This window comes from Pseudoalteromonas sp. 19-MNA-CIBAN-0066 (assembly GCF_040308705.1).
Classification (GTDB): Bacteria; Pseudomonadota; Gammaproteobacteria; order Enterobacterales; family Alteromonadaceae; genus Pseudoalteromonas; species Pseudoalteromonas nigrifaciens.
Map to the genome: position 1 here is coordinate 1 of NZ_JBEONZ010000035.1, position 20,682 is coordinate 20,682.

Sequence of the window (20,682 nt, forward strand, 5' to 3'; positions counted from 1 at the left end):
AAAAGAAAATGGCAGGGCTAGACGATGATTACCGCTCAACCCTGTTAGAGTCTGGGATTAAAATGCGCTAGCCGTGCTTGCTGTTCGCCTCAACATAGAGACTAGCTTTTCCGCTTGTGTACTCTTAATACTCGAAAACCCCATTAGCGCAACTTCAGGAGGCTTTTGAGTGACCTCATTCATTAAAGAACATATATCTCTACTCACTACTTGATCATAAAGCAAGGTCTCTATCAGCTCTAACTTAATAAACGGCCTTAGGCATGGAACTTTTGAATGTGCTTGAGGATAACGTATATCAATTTGTTGATAACGATATTCATCATAAATAGTAGGGCGGTTTTCTACCGAAAAAGAGTTGTGCAGACTAATGGCATTAAGTAATTGAAGATGTAACTCTTTCCTAGCCTTTCTTTTTTGTGTTTTTGAAATATTAGCAAACACATCTGTAGGTATGATTTTAATATCAATGTCTTCAGACATTCGATGAGTTTTAATGCCCGACTTTGTTAATGCGGTACCACCAGAAAAAACCAATAAGTGCGTATCAAAAGACAATTCAGAAAGTAGTTTTAGTAATGCAACAACATAATAATCTTAGCAGGGTTACCCATACCAAGAGCATCGGCAACATCTAAAAACAGGTCACTATCAATTAGCATTAATAGCACTATTATTTACGACAATTTTGCGTTTAAAGCGATTATTTGTAATTATTTTCAGAGACGCTGGAATTTGCAAGCTTTCACCATTGATACTACGTTGTGAAAACTCATCAAATTTGTAGTCAACACCTAGCTTTTCAATCGCTTCTAATATAACACCATCAGCTCCCGCAGGAGATGCCGGCATTAACTTACCCGTAATGCGATTTTCTCTCGCTTTAGTGTAAAGCCCATAACCAATACGCAATAAATGACCATTATCAACCAGCTTTTTTAATACCCGGCCAACTTGGTCGTAACCAGCAATATCTGCAAAATCAGCACGATCAAAAACATAACGCTTTGAGCGGTTTATTCTTGTTGTTACTTTACTTGCTATTGTCATAATAAATACCCTCGTTTCTTGTATTAAATATAGCAAATATACGACACCTTAACAACGCAAACATACGACATTTAATAATAGATTGGGTAAGGTAGCTATCAACACTTAATTTGCTGACGCGAAAAGCCTAGCTTTTAAATTGTAGGCAAGAGTTTACCTCGCGTTTAGGCTTTTAATTGCAAGTATTAGTTATATGTCGCGTTGTCGATGACTTTAAAGCTTCCTAATCAACATTAAAGCCTTAATCGTATTGCTATTAGGTACATCAGTGATATCCTATCCACACGCATGATTGAATGGAAGCCTCATGATTTTAAAAGATAAAATACTCACCACCAGTAACTCTGCAAAAATACAAGCAGGCCAAAAACAAGAGCTCGACGTGGCATTTTATTTACGCCGTGCATTTAAAGATCACCCTCAAGTTTTTGTATTTAACGACCTCAAATTTAAACACAACGACGAAACAGCTCAAATAGACCACCTTATTGTATATACCTACGGCTTTATTCTCATCGAATCTAAAAGCATTACAGGGGAAGTAACGATTAATGAACATCAAGAATGGAGCCGAAGTTACCGTGGTAACTGGCAAGGTATGCCCTCACCAATAAAGCAAGTTGAGCTACAACTAGCAGTACTAAAAAGCCTATTACGAGCCAATGCCCCATTATTACTGCCAAAAATATTTGGTAAACTACAACAAGGCTTTGGTGGCCGTGAATGGCAAAGTGTTTGTGCAATATCGAGCAATGCAATTATCAACAGGGATCACACCCCAAAAGCAACAGAAGAGCGGTTAGTAAAATCAGAATTCATAGCTGATAAACTACTACAAATGATGAAACTACCCGCATCGGCACCTAATGCTTTACATTTTTTATCCACTAACGTAAGACCATGGTTTAACGAAGAAAGCCTGGGCAAAATTTGCCAATTTATTTTAGAGAAAAACATATCACCTAACTTACAAGAGCCTTCATATGTATCTGCAAAGATAAGCGAATCAGAATCTTTTTACGATGAGGCTTTAATAGCGACTAAGCAAACCATTACTGAACAAGTAAAACCTAAAAGTGATCTAATCAAAGAGATAACATTAGCTTGTAAGCAATGTAATAGCGCGACCAATTTGCTGCCTCTTTCTGGGCGCTATGGCTACTTTGTAAAATGCGGTAATTGCAGTGCAAATACACCAATGAAATCACCATGCCCTGAGTGCTCAAGCACCAATACTAAAACAAGCAAACGTAAAGAAAATTACTCTTTAGTATGCAAAGATTGTGAGATAAGTACGCCTATTAAGCTTTAGCATTTGTAGGTGCGATTTTACATCGCGCTTTCTCTTTAGTAACTAGCTCTTTAGTAACTAGCTCATTACCCCAATCAACAAACAAAGCTCACCTAAACACCTGTAGGCGCACAGCTTGCTCGCGCGAAAAGCGAAGCTTTTAAATTAATTTACAAATATCGTATTGGCGACGGCAACCAAAGAAAGGCAAACGCCGACCTCTTTGGAATCTCACAGCGCCCCGAGGAGCACACTATATCCTCAATTGTAATTAATAATATGAACGTAAACGCCGTGTATTCGCCGTCCATGGCAAAGTCACGGCTATCGCGCATTGCCTAAAGGGATTTAGGTACTTGGAATTTGTCGGGAACAAAATTCCGCCATGCGCAGCTATTACTCATCATTAATTCAATTTCGGGTGTGATCACGGGGAATTATCTCAGCGTCAGCCTTCAAATTGTAGGCGGGAGTTTACCTCGCGCTTGGGCTTTTAATTGCAAATATTAGTTATATGTCGCGTTGGCGACGGCAACCAAAGAAAGGCAAACGCCGGCCTCTCTTTGGAATCTCACAGCACCCCGAGGAGCACACTATATCCTCAATTGTAATTAATAATATGAACGTAAACGCCGTGTATTCGCCGTCCATAGCAAAGTCACGGCTATCGCGCATTGCCTAAAGGGATTTAGGTACTTGGAATTTGTCGGGAACAAAATCCCGTCATGCGCAGCTATTACTCATCATTAATTCAATTTCGGGTGTGATCACGGGAGTATTGTCTTAGCAGCGGTCTTTAAATTTTACTGTAGGCGTGCAGCTTGCTGACGCGAAAAGCGCAGCTTTTAATAATTTGAAGCTCTTGGCTCGATGCCCGATACCCGGCGCTCGACGCCTTTATTTATAGATGTCGCGTTGGCGACGGCAACCAAGGGGCGGATACCGCCGACCGCCCCTTGGAACCCCACGGCGCCCCGAGGATCACACTGCTTCCTCAATTTAAATTAATGATATGAACGTAACCAGCGTAGATAGGCATCCGTGGCCTAGCTACGCTTTTTAACAGCATCCATGCTGTAAATTACTCACCATTAATTCAATTTCGGGTGTGATCACGGGGAGTTGTCTTGGCATTTGCCTTCAGATTTGTTGTTAGTAATAGCATTATGTATATTGAGTTATCTTAACTGTTTGAGTAACCTTAATGGATGCTAACTTACCTCCATCACTAAACTTTTCTCAATACCGTGATTTAGTAAAAAAGCTCAAACATGGTAAATCATTACCTACAGCCATTTATTTGCATAAAAGTGCGTTGACTGAAGCTCTACAACCAGAATTATTAAGCTTTATAAAAAACACTATTAACAAACTTGACGTTCAACAACCATGGAACTTAATAAAGTTCTACAAGCGCGATTTAAAGTTTACGTTGCTTAACTACCCTGACTTTGATGAATATGCTTATCCTCCACTTCATACCAGCTATACAATCGATGCTGACGATTTAACAATAAAAATAACTAATTACAGTAACTCAAATAACCCACCTATATTGCACCGAAAAGAGACATTTGTTTTGCCTACCTACAATAGCTACGAAGCTTTTAAAAAAGTAACAAACGAAGGTGAACAAATAGGCTTGTACCAAAACACTAAAAGCATTGGTTTTAAACAACAGTGGCAAAACTTAATAAAGCGTAAAGGTTACAAGCTAGACGAGACAGGAATGCTTCATAAAGTCGCAGAAGTTAAACAACCCAAAGTAGAGCAAAAAACAGAAGAAATACAACGCCATTTAACTGCAATAAATCGCGATAGGCTTTCTGCTCCTTTTCAAAAGCTCGCCAAATACGGCTATTTAAACGGAGACTATTCAATACTCGATTATGGTTGCGGGCTAGCAGACGATGCTACAGAGCTTGAAGCTCATGGATTAAATATAAATGCGTGGGACCCAGTGCACCGCCCCAATGGGTGTAAACAAAATAGCGATATAGTTAATTTAGGGTTTGTACTTAACGTAATCGAAAACGTAAATGAGCGTACCGAAACGCTAAAAAATGCTTACAAGCACACAAATCAGCTACTTCTAGTGTCGGTAATGTTGGCTAACGAAGCAAAACAAGAACATTTTAAACCCTATAAAGACGGCATAATTACCAAATGGAACACATTCCAGAAGTACTATAGTCAAGCGCAAATAAGAGCCTACATAGAGCAAGCTTTAAACGTTAAAACCATAGCATTTGGGCAAGGTATTATCGCTATTTTTAAATGCTCACAGCTAGAAGAAGCCCATCACCTAGAGCTGCAGTTTCAAAACTATAATTGGCAACACATAACCCAAAGGCCGCAACCAAAAGCACTGCCCAAAGCCCAACAAAAAACCTTATTTGAAAAACACCAAACACTGCTAAATGACTTTTGGCAACATTGCCTTCACTTTGGTCGTTTACCTGCAAATGATGAGTTTGAGCGAAGTACAACACTGCGTAAGTATTTCGCCAGCCATAGTAAAGCATTTAACTTGCTACAAAATTACTATGAGCAGAATGAGTTTGAACAAGCACAGCGAAAACGGAAAGACGATTTACTTGTTTACTTTGCACTTAGCTTATTTGGTAAACGCCAAGCTAAAAGTCATATGCCTGCAAGGTTAACACGTGATTTAAAAGTTCATTTTAACGATTATAACCAAGCGCTTGAGCAAGCTAAAAAATCACTTTTTTCAATTGCTGATCCTACTAACATTGGCAATGCATGTTACCAAGCGTATGAACAAATCCAGCTTGGTGAGCTACACGATAACCACTCATATATTTTACCAACTCGCTATTTAAACCAGCTTCCAACAATACTGCGTGTTTACATAGGCTGTGCTGTGCAATTGTATGGCGATATTGACGACGTAGATTTAGTAAAAGTACATATGCGATCCGGTAAAGTTACTTTTTTAAAATACGATGATTTTAATAAAAAGCTTCCGCTACTTACCGAGCGAATAAAAGTCAAAATGCTAGAGCAAGATATCGACTACTTTTTTTACGGAAGCGACTACCCGCTACAGCCGCTTTATAACAAAGTAGATTATTTACAAAAGGGCAGTAGCGAATACAAAAGCCAACAGCGGTTTGATAAAAAACTAGCTGACATGCTAAAAGGCGTACCCAAAGAAGAATGGCCCAACTGGCCTATATTACAAAAGGTATTTGAATATTGGGCTATTGAATTGAATGGAAATAAATTTTTTAAAAAATAAAACCCATTTATAACAAGGAACTACTTCAACATTGCACTAAATAAAACAATAAAAGCTGTATTTATTACGTAAGGTACGTAATAATATTACGTACCTTACGTGATGAGATTGAATTATGAGCAACCTTGAAAACAACTACTGCTACAGTTTTCCCGCAGTTCGCGGTCAGCAAGCGGGCAAACCTTTTTACATAGCAACTTGCCCTTTGAGGCTCATACCAAAAATCTTTATGTATGACGAAGAAGAAGTCCCTGTTGAGCTAAGAGCCCAACGTACACTGAATAAAAGTCGAATTCCCGAAATGGCTCGTTACTTAGTTGAGTCACCTCACGATTATGTATTTTCTGCAATTACAGCTTCTATTGGCGCCGAAATAGACTTTATAGAAGTAGAAAAAAACAGCAATATTGGTAGTCTAAAAGTACCTATGGATGCGCAAATATTAATAAATGATGGGCAACATCGCCGTGCAGCTATAGAAGAAGCACTTAAAGAGCGTCCAGAGCTAAGCCAAGACAACATTGCAGTTTTGTTTTTTGTAGACGAAGGCCTACAACGAAGTCAGCAAATGTTTGCCGATTTAAATAAATACGCAGTACGCCCAAGCCCGTCGTTAGGCACAATGTATGATCACCGCGATCAAGCATCAGAGCTTGCACGGTATTTAGCTTTAAATACAAAGCCTTTTGCTGGTTTTACTGAATTTGAACGCTCTACAATTGCTATTAAAAGTAGTAAACTATTCACCCTTAGTGGTATCAAGCAAGCTAACCGCGTTTTACTTGGTAAAGGCACTAAAGAAGGCTTTAACGAAGATGAAAGGCAAGTAGCCGCAAAATTTTGGGAAATGCTAAATATTTATATGCCTGAATGGATACAAGTACAAAACAAACAGCTTTCTGCTGCAGAGTTTCGTCAAGAATATATTTCAGCTCATGGCATTGGGCTTCAAGCGTTAGCCTTAGTTGGTAGAGACTTAATCAAACTAAGCAATTCTGAAAAACAAACGAAACTTAAATTAATAGCTAATATTAACTGGCTTAAAAGCAATCAAGCTTGGGCACACAGAGCAATGCAACATGGTAGGCTATCAAAAGCAATGAGTAATATTTTCCTTACCAGTATGCAAATTAAACGCGAAATTGGCCTCCCTCTTTCAAAAAACGATGTACAAAAAGAGAAAGAATACTTAAACGTATGAAATTATTAAATCAACACGATCTACAAGATTACATCGAATTTATCGAAAACGAATCGTTTGCGGGTAGTCAACTACATAACTTTGTAGCAGACACCCAGCGAGTTTATATGGCCGATAAACGCCCATGGGTATTGGGTTATAGTGGCGGTAAAGATTCATCTGCGGTAATGACGCTTATTTATTTTGCATTACTTGGGTTAAAGCCTGAAGATCGCCATAAGCCAGTATTTGTAGTCGCATCAGACACCTTAGTAGAAACCCCAATGGTGGTTGATCACGTAGATAGGTCACTAAAGCTAATTGAAGAAGGTGCTAAACGTGAAGGCCTGCCAATTACCTCGCATAAAGTGGTACCAAAATCGAATAATACATTTTGGGCTAATTTATTAGGTAAAGGCTACCCTGCTCCAACGCGTAACTTTCGCTGGTGTACAGAGCGAATGAAAATCGACCCTGTAAGCTCCTTTATTAAAGAGCGCGTAAGCGAATACGACGAAGTAATTGTTGTATTAGGCTCACGTTCAGAAGAAAGCGCATCACGTGCACAAGTAATTAAAAAGCATAAAATTGATGGTTCAGATCTTGCTGTACACACAACCTTAAGTAACGCCTTTATTTATACGCCTATAGATACCTGGAGCGTTGACGATGTATGGAAAATTTTGCGTCTGTGCCACTTAAAAACCGAAAAAACGCCTTACGGCATTAAAAATAAATGGTTTGATAAATACGACCTTGAGTGGGAAAACCCATGGGGCGGCAAAAACCTCGTTTTATGGAATTTATATAAAGATTCATCTGGTCAGGGTGAGTGCCCAATGGTTATTGATGAAACTACACCATCGTGTGGTAACTCTCGCTTTGGTTGCTGGACATGTACCGTAGTAACCCGTGACCGTGCAATGGAAAGCCTGATTCAAAATGGCGAGCAATGGATGACGCCACTACTTAAGTACCGTAATATTTTATCGCGTAGTACATCTCCTAAGCTTAAAAAGAAATACCGTAACCACATTAGGCGCGACGGTCGTTTAGCATTTAAAACGCTAAAAGAAGACAAAGAACGCGTACTTACAGACGACTACACAACGGGCCCTTACAAATTAAAGTATCGCCAACATGCAATGCGTTTATTACTTAATATTCAAAAGCAGTTTAACGATCAAGATCGCAATGTAGAAGTAATAACCGTTGAAGAATTACACGCAGTAAGGCACGAATGGTTAAACGATCCTAACGAACCAGATTGGGACGACACATTACCAGGTATTGTATTTGATGCACTTGGCGTAAAGCTCGACTGGACAATAGACGATTCTAATCAATTTAGCTTGAGCGAAGGGCAGCTGCTTAACGATATAGCACCTAAGCACGGCGTATCGCCACACATGATCAAGAAGCTAATAGACATAGAAACTGCTATGAGCGGTCTTGCTCGCCGTACAGGCATTTTTAATCGTATTGGTCGTCTAATTCAACAAGATTGGGAAAGTGCCGAAACTATTATTGCGTCTAATTTAAGTATTCGCCAGAGCCAAATGCGCCAAAGTAACGAAGTAAAAGCGCTAGAAGACGACCTTAAACAAATTACTGCACTGCTCAAAGCTGAGGGCATAGAATGATTTTTAAAACACTCACCCTAAATAACTTTCGAGTTTTTAACGGCCAAACCTCTATAGACTTAGACCCGCGTAAAGAAGGCGTATTTGAACGCCCTATTATTTTATTTGGTGGTTTAAACGGTGCAGGTAAAACCTCTATTCTAACCGCTATTCGTTTAGCCTTATTAGGTAAGCGTGCGTTGGGTGCTGTAATCACTAAAAAAGATTACCTAAACTACTTAAACGAGCAAACAAATAAAACAGCCACTAAAGAAAAGCAAGATGCTGAGGGTTGCATAACGCTTAGCTTTTCACATACTCACCAAGGCAAACATAACCTTTACGAAGTAACCCGTAAATGGAAGCTTGAAGGCGATGAAAAGTTAACGCTTACTATTAATGGCGAGCAAGATAACTCGTTAAACTCAGAACAAGTACAAGCATTTTTACATGAAATAGTACCACCTGGTATCGGCGATTTATTCTTTTTTGATGGTGAAAAAATAGCAGAGCTTGCAGAAGACGATACCGGCTCTTACTTAAAAGAGGCTGTACAAAAACTGCTCGGCATAGATATTATTAATCGTTTAAGTAACGACCTTGATATTTACCTAAAAGGCTTAGGTGCAGAAACCGCAGATAAAGACACGCTTAAAAAAATTAAAGCCGCTGAAGATCAAAAAAAGCAAATTACCCAACAAGTAAATGCTACATGGGATAAAGCCGACAGCATTGGTGCACAATTAACCGAGCTTAAAAACAAAATAGCTGCTAAAGAGCACGAAATACAAGCGCAAGGTGGCGCATGGGCTAAAACCAAAGATCAAGAGCAAGCACAAGCCTCAGAGCTTATTGAGCTTGAAAAAGAGCTAACCGCTAAAATACGCCAAGAGCTAAGCGGCAGCTTACCAATGGCACTTGCGCCAACGGCAATGCAAAACTTGATTGAGCAGCTAACCAGCGATCAACAAATTAAACAAGCAAAAGCATTTGGTAACGAGCTGGTACAAGCGCTACCTAATCTTGAAAGTGCGCTTAATCAAAAGTTTGATGCCCAAAGCAGCGATATAATGGCAACGGTAAATAGCTATTTTGGTCAACTGGTAAATCAAACCGCCCTTGCCGAGCCAAAGCTTGATATTTCAGACTCTGAATTTGCACTTATAAACGCACAAGTAACAGAGGCTTCCCAGTCGCAAGCGTTAATAAAAGAGCTTTCGACAGCACTTACTCAAACGCAAAATAAATTAAGCTCACTGTCAATTAATATTGAACGAGCGCCTGATGCTGCCGACTTACATGAGCTATATACAGCGCTTCGCGAACTTGAAAAACAACGCGATGCTACAAGCAAAGAGTACATAAGCGAACTCCTTAAAGCGAAAGAGTTTAAAGCTAAAGAGTTAGAGCTGGCTAAACGCTTAGAGAAAGACTACGCCAAGCTTAAAAATAACCACTCAGCCGATAAAGCCGTTGAGCGTGTAGAGCTTAGCCAATATGTATTACAAGACTTTAAACACGCCCTTACAGAGCTGCGTGTAACGCAATTAGAAGAGCTATTTGTAAAAGCATACCGTAAGCTTGCCCGTAAAGAGGATTTAAAGCTCTCGGCTAAAATAGACCCAACTAGCTTTGACGTAAACCTAGTCGATGCCGAAGGTGTTATTATTAACCGAAAATCAATGTCGGCAGGCGAAAAACAAATATTTGCTTTTGCTATTTTAGAAGCGCTCGGTAAGCTTTCGGGTAAAGTATTGCCTGTAGTTGTTGATACGCCTCTTGGCCGTTTAGATTCAAAACACCGCGATAAACTTATTAAGCACTACTTCCCAGAAGCCAGCGAGCAAGTAATACTGCTTTCAACCGATACCGAAGTAGACGAAGACTTTTACCAAGCCATTGAACATAAAGTATCTCACGCGTTCGAGATTGAGTTTAACCAACATACTAATTGTTCAACCCTGCGAGAAGGTTACTTTTGGGCAGAGCTTGCACAGGAGGCCATATAACATGCTCCCACAAACTATGTGGCTTAACAAAGCCGTTGAAGAACAACTGCAAACCCTAAAAGGCAAAACAGGCGTTACACCTAACGTAGCAGCCCGTATCGCGTTTTTTCGTTCTATTGAGAAAGGCTTTACTTTCAATAAAGAAAAAGACTACAAACTCTCTGGTAGCCTTAAACTTGATAAATTCACGTGGTTGGGTAAAACCCAAATGGTGACTGAGCTATTACTCAAACAACGCTACCCTGAGTATTCTGATAAAGAATTACAAACAGCATGGGCAGCGCATGTTGAGGATGGGGTTTCTGCGATTAGGAATCATAAATCACTATTACCTTTAGTAGGTGATTTATCAAGCTGAAAATCGCCCGAGTTGATATATAATTAATTTTACATCTCAAAGAATATAATCGCCTTCAAAAGGTGCTAAATTCTTTGCTAATAAAATACTAGGCTAATATTTTTAATATATTAACCTAGTTGGAATTTAGGCTAGGTGAAAGTTAGCTTATACCTCATTACTATCTAATTTAGGTTAAGTTGATCCCTTAACTCATTTCGGATTTGGGACCTTCCTATGCCAGAGTAATTAACTTCGACATTACCTAATTTATTTAAATTCACATCATCTAGCCTTTCCAAAATTGCACTTTGATCCAACCCATACATATTACATAAATCTTTTAATATATCGAAAGATGCTTGAATACCTATAGTTTTTCTCATAAATAAAGTATTTTCAGATTGCCAGGCCATTACACTCCACTTTTTAAAGTAATTTAAAATTAAATCAAAAATAGATTTATCTTTTTTATCAATAAATGCCTGTCTTAGTGGCGGGCTATTGCTTTTTATTTTTAAACAATCTCTTTCATTTCGAATTAATTTCTTTTTATGAATTTCATATCTATCTGAAGTAGGATTAGAAGAGAATAGTGAAGTTATACCTTCTACTAAACTTGACGTTGAAATAGACCAGTCAATATTTTCGTCTACACCAATTTGAGCCATTCCATAGTTTACCCTATTAAAAAATGGCGACTCTTCCATTTTATTTAATAATCTTGAGTAATAAATAGCTAACGTATCTGGGGCCCAATACTTTTTGTCATCCGCATCCAAATCATATCCAAACAGTTGATATGCTAGACTTTTATCTACTTTTTGTTGGTTAAAGTTTATCGTTGCAAATACTTCTGCTTGTTCAGGAGCCGTAAGCTTAAAATAAACCGCGCACACAACAGAGAATGTTTCATCAATGTCACCCGACTCAATTGCTTTTTTTAAGCCAGCTAGACGGTGTTGACCATCCACTATAGATGCATATTTTTTATCACTTGGAATTACTAAATTAGCTCCATCAAGATACCAACATTCTTCTTCCGGCGAGGTACCATCTGGCAATATATTAGCAGAAAGAATGATAGAATTAGGAAATAATGCATTCTCAGTTTTACTAAATTCAGCAATGTTACTAATACGTTTATCATTCAATCCCCTCTGAACACCGTTTAATAATTCTTCTCCATAAATAGCTGGAAATGAATAACAAATGTTCACTAACTTAGTCGCGGGAATACTTATGATATAAAACTCACGAAAAGGTTGCTTTACAAAAAGTGCTGGTCCATTAAAGTAGTTATCCATTTTTAGTCCTCCAGATCATCGTAGTCTACGTTACTTCCACCAGAAGTGACTTTTGCATCATTCTTTTTCTGATAATTAGGGTTGTCCACATTAAAAACAATCCATATATAAAGCACTATTAGCCAAGCAATTAGAGAGCAAAAACTGAACTTATCTAAGCTGGCTTTACCTCCAAATGTGAATAATATAGCTATAATGAAAATAGCTATAATACTTAATATGCTAGACCAAATTAATAGTGGAGGATCCTGAATTTCTCTTTGAACCGCGATAGTTACTACTTTATCAAAAATAACGGTAACAATTAGTGGAATTGAAAAAGCAAGTAAATTTAACGTGTTTAAGCTATTTAAAAATCCTTCAACGCTAGGTGTTTCTATTAATATTGGCTTCACCCAAATTCCAAACGTTCCCATGATTAAAATAAAGAACACAAAAAAACATAAAAATAAATGATTTGTGAAAAAAGATACAGTTTTAGAACATAAAACATTCCAAAAATCAGTTACTTTATATTCATCTTTTTTTTCTTTAGTCTTGATAGTCCACCCCCCTTTTTAAACGTAAGATACTTAAATTTTTATCTATATTACCCATCAATTAACTCCCAAAACGCTTTATCTTTAATACGTTTAATTTGTTTTTCACCATCAATATAAAGGCTGGTGTGCTTTTCAAGTTCTCGGATGTTTTTCATCAATAATTCTTGCTCTGACTTATCATCTTTATTGAATATGCCTTTAATATCTTGAGTTTTTATTTGCGATACGCGATGCACAATCCAGCTTAAAATATACGCTGAGTAGTCGTTTTCACTGGTTTTGAAGTGGGTAATATCTTGGGTTGATAAAATAACCCCTACGCCGTATTCACGACCTTCTTTTAGTATTTTGCGAAGGCTAGGGAAGTTTTGCGACATGAAGTTGTCGGCCTCATCAACCAGTACTAGCTTAGTAACTTGTCTAAAGTCACCTTGTACTTCTGGTTTACCTTGTTTTTGCATTTGCGAGTAAAACAAATCAAGCGTAAGCGCTACAACCAGGTTTTGTATTTCACCTGGGTAACCTGCTAGCTCAACTACGGTAATGCCATCTACGAGATCGTAAAGCGACATGCACTTGCTGGTGTCGTCTTCAAATATTTCAAGCTCACAGATGCTCTCAAGCGCTGCGTATAGTGAATCTTCCGCTGGCTCGCTGTCTAAAAACAATGACCACAAATCAGCCATTGTTGGAGCAGGTTTACTCCATGTAGATTTATTCGCTTTATGAATACCTGCTAAGTCGTAGGCATCACCAATTAATTTACGTAACTTAAGCTGTTGTTTAGTGCCTAAATTAAATGCTTTGCCCATCGTTTCAGAAAAACCACGCGCAGTATGCACAGGTAACATGGGCGTATCACCAAATAAACTAAGCGGGTTGTAAGGTAGTTTATGTAAATTAAACTTTTTACCGTTGGTGGCATCAATAAACTTATCGTCTACATAATCCGATTTGTAATCAAAAATAAGTATACCAATTGGTTTGCCATCAACATTATTGTGCTGATTACGGTAAAGCTGTGTTACCACAGACTTAGTACACTGAGTTTTACCCGTGCCCATAGTGCCGATAATACCTGAGTTGGTATTCATGAATTTAGCGGTATTGGTAGGCTCCCAGTAAACAGGCTCATTATTTTGCATAACATGGCCTACTAACACTTTTAACTCTTCTGCTGGAGCGGATTGCTTGTTATTTGGTGATATGTTCTTTTCTAGGACCTGACTGGAAGTGTCTACAGGTCGTATCTCAGTTTTTTCTTGGTCAACTTCCATACTTACATCATTTCGTTCATATTTTTTAAGTAAATCAATTTCTCTATTTATAAACGTAAGCTGCTCACTATAATTACCGGGATATTCTTCTCTAGCTTGTTGCTTAAATTCTCTAATAGCTTTTACTGAACCAGGTATAATTAAACTATCAATTTCACCAAAAAATTTTACCTGCCTTTTAATTTCTCGAATTTGGGCCCCAAAATCTTCAGCGTATTTGTCAGAGGCAAAATCTTTGATGGCTTCTAATGACCAACTAGGCACATTATCAAAGGTTAAACTCTGCAGAGTTAAATACCCCTCACTTTGCTCATTTACAAAAATATTAAACATTTCAGGATCATCAAAGTATGCAGTTTTAGCCCACTCGTAAATTTTAAGTGAAACTTCTTTCGGTATACCTGTTTGCTCTTGTAGCGGAGGTAGCAAAGCGCTTTTATCATCGGTCTTGTTGCTTGTAACAGGTTCTAGCTCAACTTCTCTAGTACTCTTTGTAGATTGCTTTGTTACAGCGCTTTTATCTTGTTGGTGATTATGACTATAACCGCCATGTAAATAATCGGTCTTTTTTGTTTTGTGTTCGGCTACAAGGTTATCAACAGCATGATTGTCACTTTTAAATAAATTGAATGTATTTTGATTTAATGAGTTTAAAGCAGCTAATAGCTTATTTTTGAAAGCTTTAAACTCTAAAATCATTTCTCTACTTACACCACTTTTCCATTCTAAGCGCTCAGTAGATATAGTAAGCAGATCATTAATTATTAAGGGCTTTTTATAGAATTTTGTAAGTATTTCAATAATGGGCTGACACTTTTCTGGAACTATAATTTTCGAAACAAGAGTTTGTGAAGTTAAAGCTTCACTTTTCTGTTGATTATTTAATTGATCAACTTGATTTAAAGGCTTTGTATTTTGAAATTGTTCATTTGAGATATTTAAGTTTGCTTTATAAATTTTTTGTAGGCGCTGCAGAGCCCTTAAATGGCTAGGCTGCACTCTATGCAATCTTATAAACCATGACTCATCGAGAGCTAAAAGCTCTTTTATAGTTATAGTGCGGCCTTTAGCTTGTTTAATTCTATCAATAATAAATTTGAACTCACCTCTTGCCTCTTCTGTATCACTTAAGAATGTAGACAATTCATATTTATTGGTACTTTCTGTCACAGGTACAGTATTTATAATTGGTAATATGTCTTTCTTTTTTATCTCAGTAGGGCTTGATTCAACACCGAGCTCAGTACTGATGAGTTTTAACTGTTCAACATAGTTAGATTTATATTCTTCTTTCGCTTTGCTTTTAAGTTTTGCGAAATTTAAAACATCAGTTTTATTTGCTAAAGATAAAATATCTTCGTAAGCAGCCACGTGTTCGTTATAGATTTTATCAATCTCAAAAGATTTCACTTCATCAGATATGAGCAGCTTAATAATATTGTATGAAATTGTTTTAGGTATTTTATTAGAGATTTTTATATTTAGTTTAGATATTAAAAACTCAACTCCACGATCGGTTAATGCATCTGAATTAGGCTTTTCCTGTTCAACAACCTTTGTATTTATTAAACTCTGATTAGCTTGGTTTGGCTTTTCCTGCTCAACAGCCTTCGTATTTACTAACGTTTCATTAGCTGGTTTTGGTGTTGTATTTTCTTCATTTTCAATTGGCTTATTAATATCATCAGTAGAGCTATCATTTGTATCTTTTTTAAACACAACTTCTATAGGTGTTACTTCTCCATTTAATATGTACTTTTGATCTATATAAGATAAATACTCTACTTTAATATTTTTAAATAGCTCTTGAAGTGGTGTACTTATAAAGCGGTTTAAATTGGCACTTGGCAAGATAATTTGCAGAATGTTGTCCTCAAGCATGAACTCTTCTTTAGCAAAGTCTGCATTTTCAAAAAATGCCATCATAAAGCCTTGCGGGTAGTTCTCTACGTCTGCAATTTGATAATCACCTTGTAACCACCATTCACGATTGTTTTGCAGCTCGCTAAAGTAATCCCCCTCGTATACTTTGTATAATTCAAACTTATCAACTTGCATTAATACTTGGCGAATAAACAAGCCTCGGTATAAATGCCCTGCTAAATCATCACGGCCAAATAAGTTTTCGACTAAGTAACGTTTAAGCTCTTTAGCTTGCTGAATACCTTTACTGTGAGTGCGCTTTTTACCAATTTTAACCTCAAGCGGTAACAAATACATATTGCTGTCTTTAAAGCCAACAAATAGAACGTCGTCAGATATAGCACCACTTTTAATATTTTGAGAGTAACGAGAAAAGTCACTATCACTCATTTTTAAGCCAATATTACCAGCTACACGCACCATTTCAGCAACGCTCATTGGTACCCACGTAATATCGCTTTGATGCAATAAACAATTTACGTATTTATAAGCACCAATAATGCTTTTTTTCTCTTTACGGTCGTTGTCGTTACTGGTGATCATTTTGAGTAACCATTCACCATTAAACGCATTGAACTCATCGGTTAATCCCGCGACACCTTGAGAAAGTACTTGATCGTATAAGTCGCGTCGTTTAGTAACTGTTATTGCATCGTAATTTGCTGAGTTTGTAAAATTATCAGAGTAATGGATCAGTACAGTGTCTTTTTGACCTTTAAAAAAGTCTAAGGTAACTTTAGGGTCAATTATAATTGTCCACACTGAGTTTTCATAAACGCTATCGAGCAATTCAGATAGCTTACCGGCGACTTTTAAAGCTAATCCGTTATTGGTTTCGTACTTTTGTCCACACCAAGCTGCTTTAGCTAAACTATTAAACTGGCTACTCAGTTTTAAAGTTGGAGTACTTTCAACATTCAGTTTATTAAGTCCAAATGTTGTAAAATAAGTATTTTGTTCTTGGTACGCAGTTTCTCCGGCTAATAGACCATGACACGCTACCCCTGTTTTTTCTGAAAGTACATCAACAGGCACAGGCTCTACCGTTGTGTCATTTCGTACAAAACTAACATGGGCATATTTAAAAGTTGGCTCTTCTTCATTTAGCTTAAATTTACTATAAGTGATACGATTTTTAAGCATATCAGCAATGGCATCTGCTTTATCTTTTTCGCTACCTAATTCTGCTATATTTTTTAACTCGTCGTAACTTGGAGCGTCTGCAAAGTCATCAAAATAAGTACGTTGTAATTCTTTATCGTAAAGATTTATATGAATTCGGTTTGCTTCGTCAGGAGATTTCTTTTTTAGATAATCCACTAAACCTAAAAATAATGCTGTATTACTACCATTATTTATAGAGTTGATATAAACAGTTTCTTTACTACCTTTATCAAAAAGCACATCAAACGCTTTTGTAAACTCACTTGTTTTTTGCCTTACTAAAGGTCGTACATATTCTAGAGCTGCTTTTTTATTTGAAACAAGTTTATACCACATTCGATTATCAGCAACCGCTTGATTGTATGCAAAACCGTCTGTTGCATGCCATACAAAAGGCAATAAGCCTTCTGCATTTAATCGCTTAATTGTCGCTTTAGGTAAGCTATCAAAGCTATTATCGTTCCCATCACTAGCACGTGTGACTAGCTGTGCAAAATAAGCCAATGTAAGTGGATGTAGTGGTGTTATGTACTCTTGCTCTTCAAATTCGGCAATACCTATATTTACTAACATCAAAGCTTGCGGAGATAGCAGCAATTTAGTTTCTAATTTTTCAACCTCAGATAAATAGCACTCAACAACTCGATTCACTAAGCCCAAAAATTCTGAGCCCCAGGAACAGGTACTTATGAGCGCCTTTTTTTCGTCTAGGTAATTGAATAATGAATCATAAGCTGCAAATAAATCTGGGAATGAGCTTTTAATATTATCTAAAGAGACTTCTGGTCTATTTGCAACTTGCGTTGCAAGTATTCGCTCATCCTGTAGTTTTGCCTCCCAATTTAATAAATATTTACGCATTCCTGTTGGGGTTAGGTCTTTTCCATCTATTACAACTTTTTCTTTTGCTCGGTTATATAAGCCATTAAAGTTATCGTTGTATAAACGGTTAAAAAGATTTGTATCCAAAATAAGCGGTAAGCTTAATGTGTCAGACGAGACGGCCCCATCCACCTCAAAATTAAGCACATGAGAACCACTTTGAACTGCAAACGTTAAACTGTCTGTTTCGTTTGCAAACTTTGAAAAATCAACAGTTTGAACATCTTGAACTGAAAAGGTTTGATTTGATTGCGTTACAGTAGCAAGTTCTCCGTGCTCTGCAATTTTTAAAGTGCCGGCATTAGTTTGTAGTGTAATAAGTTGTTTTTTAGGGTGTGTAGCTAGTAAAAAGCTATCAGTTAAGTCGTCAAGATAAAAACTACCTTGCGGTATAACTAATACTCTATATTTAAAACGCTCTTGCGGTTTTTCACGTTTAAAATCAACACTAAAATAAAGTGGCTGATTATCAAAAAAACCTGAAATTTCAGCAACACTGCGTTTTTGCGAGCGGTTATTTACATCAAGCGCTATTGGCTCTTTTGTATGCTGTAGTTTTAATTCATTTTTTTGAATTTTCCCACCAACAAAACTAGCTTCAATTTTAAACTCTTTTTTATCGGCAGGCATTTCAATTATTAAGTGTCGTTCTTTTTTGTTTTCGCGCACTATAAAATCTAGACCTACAATTGTTTCATCTTCAAAAGCAAGTAAGTTTTCTTTATTGTCGCGGCGCTCTTTAATAATTGCACCAAAATCAAGTTTTTCCCAATTTTGATCATCACCAAAATTGCTGTTTACAAATTTTTCGCTAAGGTCTAAGTCACCTAACTTTTCTACAAGCTCTTGAGGATACTTTTCTACAATCTCACTAATATTGCCGTACAACTGATGATTTTGCGATAATCGATTATCTATCTGATCTGTATCATCCCAATTCACAATCGTATTATCGTTAAAAAGACCTAACTCACTAAATTGAATAATACCGTCATCTAACGCATCATACAGTTCAGTAAAACCAAACATGGTTGCACCGTCTTCAATGATTAGTTTAAAACGGTGATCAAGTAAGCACTGCGACACTTTATCGGTACCGCTGATAGAAGATATGAGTTCACTTAGCGATTTTTTTATTGTTGAGGGGTGCCACACTTCTCCATTTTTACCTAAATCTCGTGCCGAGTTTATCAGTGTATCTAGATATGAGTTATGTATAACTAACAGCACGCAATCTTTTAGAGGACCATCCTGTGCTGACACTAAATCACGCAAGTGTGAGATGAAGTTCTCACTTAATCCTTTGTCACTATCTCCGTGTACAACAGGTATTAGCGTTTTATTACCAAACGTAATTGCTGGAAGCGTTTGATTTATGTCATCTGTAACTAATGAAACAGTTGCATCGGCTTTATGAAGCATTGCTTCATAAAGCTTTAAACTGTTATCACTATCTGGTGAACGAAACTGAAAGCGGCTTTCTCCCTCAAACCCCTTAGTTGCCCATTGGCAAAAGTGTTCAACTAAAAAGTCTTCATATAGTTTTTTTGACATAAACTGCATCTCCACTGTCACTCATTCTTTCTACGTTACCCATTCTTTCAAACAAGTCTATTAAGCACTCTTCACTACTTTTATCGAAAAATATGCCGCGCTTTTGAAACTCTATTAGTAACTCATGGAGTCTTAATTTTTCGTTTTCACCAATACACAAATTAGTAAGCAACAGGAGGTAATCTTGGTTTAATACTAAAAATGAGCCTGCTCGGCGTCGGTTTTGTTCGAATGGTCTAATAAGAGTTTCTCTGGTCGCTTTTACAAAGTTATTAAAAGCAGTCTCACGAGTGGCTCCTTTCTTAAATTGCTCTGTAAATAGATTGATTAAATTACTAATTGACTCACTTGTTGTAGTTGCAAAGCGTTGTTGACTCGTTAAATTTCTATCATCATGAAAAGCAACAGCGTAGTTATTTAAAACTTCAATATCAGTATCGATTAGCTCATTAATTAATTGCCATAAAGGGCTGATTTGCTTTTTTGTGTCTTGCAAGCTTTCGTTTAATGCTAAGTAAGGAAATAATGCGTAGCTGGATTCAACAACTTGTTTGTGCCCATGAAGTTGCAGTTTAGTTCGCTCTTTACTCGCTTTTTCACTATCTAAAATAAAGTAACAAGGTTTTACTTCAGGTGTTTGTGCCCAACCTTTTATATTTAGGGATAATTGTGCTGTATATAAAAAACCATACAGTTTTAAAAATGCTTTGATATTTTGTAAAAAATGTTCTGGGTAGCTAACTAAAAATTTTAAATCTTGCTGGAATTGTTCTGACAAAAATGGCAGGTAAGCAATATGTTGTTTGCGTACTTTCTGGGCACGACTAGTCACGAGCGGTGAGTCAAAAACCTTTTTTACTTCTTGCTCTAAAAAGTTGAGTTGTGCATTTGGTGCGTTACTTACTTCTACATCTCCCATTAAACCATTAAACAATGACGTTAAACGCTCATCTCCTGAGTTACTTGTTTCACCGTCTAACACTTTTAGCACTTGCATTTCAGGAGCTATATTTAAAACTTGTAGGTTATCAAAATACATTTTTTCAATAATATGCCAAAAAGGTTCGCCGTCTAATTTATCGACAAAATGCGTTTTACATAACTTTTTGAAATCGTCTAGCGCTACGATATTTTTTTCAAGCTTAAGGCTATGCAAAGACTTAATGAAAAAGCCAACTACGGTTTCCCAGTCATATTTATTATTGGCGCTATTAGCTGAAACAGGAAAATAACTAGCGGCACTATTATTTTTTGGTTTTAACTCTTCTAATAATGGCATCTA

General features: G+C 37.1%; 12 protein-coding genes. 6 read left to right on the forward strand and 6 right to left on the reverse strand.

Annotated features, from left to right (window positions below; all coding sequences use genetic code 11):
* Nucleotides 1-57: 57 nt before the first annotated feature.
* The gene (locus AAEZ18_RS15465; RefSeq protein WP_350595154.1) at nucleotides 58-558 is read right to left on the reverse strand and encodes a nucleotidyl transferase AbiEii/AbiGii toxin family protein; all 501 of its coding nucleotides are present in this window, start codon (nucleotides 556-558) and stop codon (nucleotides 58-60) included.
* A gap of 93 nt (nucleotides 559-651) precedes the next feature.
* A complete protein-coding gene (locus AAEZ18_RS15470; RefSeq protein WP_011329741.1) occupies nucleotides 652-1,050 on the reverse strand; it encodes a DUF6088 family protein in 399 nt (132 codons plus the stop codon).
* A gap of 307 nt (nucleotides 1,051-1,357) precedes the next feature.
* Here AAEZ18_RS15470 and AAEZ18_RS15475 point away from each other — a divergent pair, with 307 nt between their 5' ends.
* The 6 genes from AAEZ18_RS15475 to dndE all read left to right on the forward strand — a co-directional run bounded on the left by AAEZ18_RS15475 (nucleotide 1,358) and on the right by dndE (nucleotide 10,772).
* A complete protein-coding gene (locus AAEZ18_RS15475; RefSeq protein WP_350595152.1) occupies nucleotides 1,358-2,362 on the forward strand; it encodes a nuclease-related domain-containing protein in 1,005 nt (334 codons plus the stop codon).
* Nucleotides 2,363-3,545: 1,183 nt separating this feature from the next.
* Nucleotides 3,546-5,603, forward strand: coding sequence for a DNA phosphorothioation-associated putative methyltransferase (locus tag AAEZ18_RS15480; protein WP_350595151.1), 2,058 nt, complete (start codon nucleotides 3,546-3,548; stop codon nucleotides 5,601-5,603).
* Nucleotides 5,604-5,718: 115 nt separating this feature from the next.
* The gene (gene dndB, locus AAEZ18_RS15485) at nucleotides 5,719-6,804 is read left to right on the forward strand and encodes a DNA sulfur modification protein DndB (protein WP_350595149.1); all 1,086 of its coding nucleotides are present in this window, start codon (nucleotides 5,719-5,721) and stop codon (nucleotides 6,802-6,804) included.
* The gene (locus tag AAEZ18_RS15490) at nucleotides 6,801-8,426 is read left to right on the forward strand and encodes a DNA phosphorothioation system sulfurtransferase DndC (RefSeq protein ID WP_350595147.1); all 1,626 of its coding nucleotides are present in this window, start codon (nucleotides 6,801-6,803) and stop codon (nucleotides 8,424-8,426) included. Before dndB ends, AAEZ18_RS15490 begins: the two co-directional genes overlap by 4 nt.
* Nucleotides 8,423-10,414, forward strand: coding sequence for a DNA sulfur modification protein DndD (dndD, locus tag AAEZ18_RS15495; RefSeq protein WP_350595146.1), 1,992 nt, complete (start codon nucleotides 8,423-8,425; stop codon nucleotides 10,412-10,414). The genes AAEZ18_RS15490 and dndD overlap by 4 nt, the downstream gene beginning before the upstream one ends.
* 1 nt (nucleotide 10,415) lies before the next feature.
* The gene (gene dndE / locus AAEZ18_RS15500) at nucleotides 10,416-10,772 is read left to right on the forward strand and encodes a DNA sulfur modification protein DndE (protein WP_350595144.1); all 357 of its coding nucleotides are present in this window, start codon (nucleotides 10,416-10,418) and stop codon (nucleotides 10,770-10,772) included.
* A gap of 164 nt (nucleotides 10,773-10,936) precedes the next feature.
* Here the strand turns inward: dndE and AAEZ18_RS15505 are convergent, their stop codons facing one another.
* From AAEZ18_RS15505 to dptG, 4 genes are all read right to left on the reverse strand, one after another.
* Entirely contained in the window at nucleotides 10,937-12,058 is a 1,122-nt protein-coding gene (locus AAEZ18_RS15505) for a DGQHR domain-containing protein (RefSeq protein ID WP_350595142.1), read from the reverse strand.
* Between the two features lie 2 nt (nucleotides 12,059-12,060).
* Nucleotides 12,061-12,453, reverse strand: a complete 393-nt coding sequence (locus tag AAEZ18_RS15510) for a hypothetical protein (RefSeq protein ID WP_350595141.1) — start codon at nucleotides 12,451-12,453, stop codon at nucleotides 12,061-12,063.
* Between the two features lie 194 nt (nucleotides 12,454-12,647).
* A complete protein-coding gene (gene dptH / locus AAEZ18_RS15515) occupies nucleotides 12,648-19,400 on the reverse strand; it encodes a DNA phosphorothioation-dependent restriction protein DptH (protein ID WP_350595140.1) in 6,753 nt (2,250 codons plus the stop codon).
* Nucleotides 19,381-20,679 (reverse strand): DNA phosphorothioation-dependent restriction protein DptG, encoded by a 1,299-nt coding sequence (gene dptG / locus AAEZ18_RS15520; RefSeq protein ID WP_350595138.1) that lies wholly within the window; start codon nucleotides 20,677-20,679, stop codon nucleotides 19,381-19,383. Before dptG ends, dptH begins: the two co-directional genes overlap by 20 nt.
* Nucleotides 20,680-20,682 lie beyond the last annotated feature (3 nt).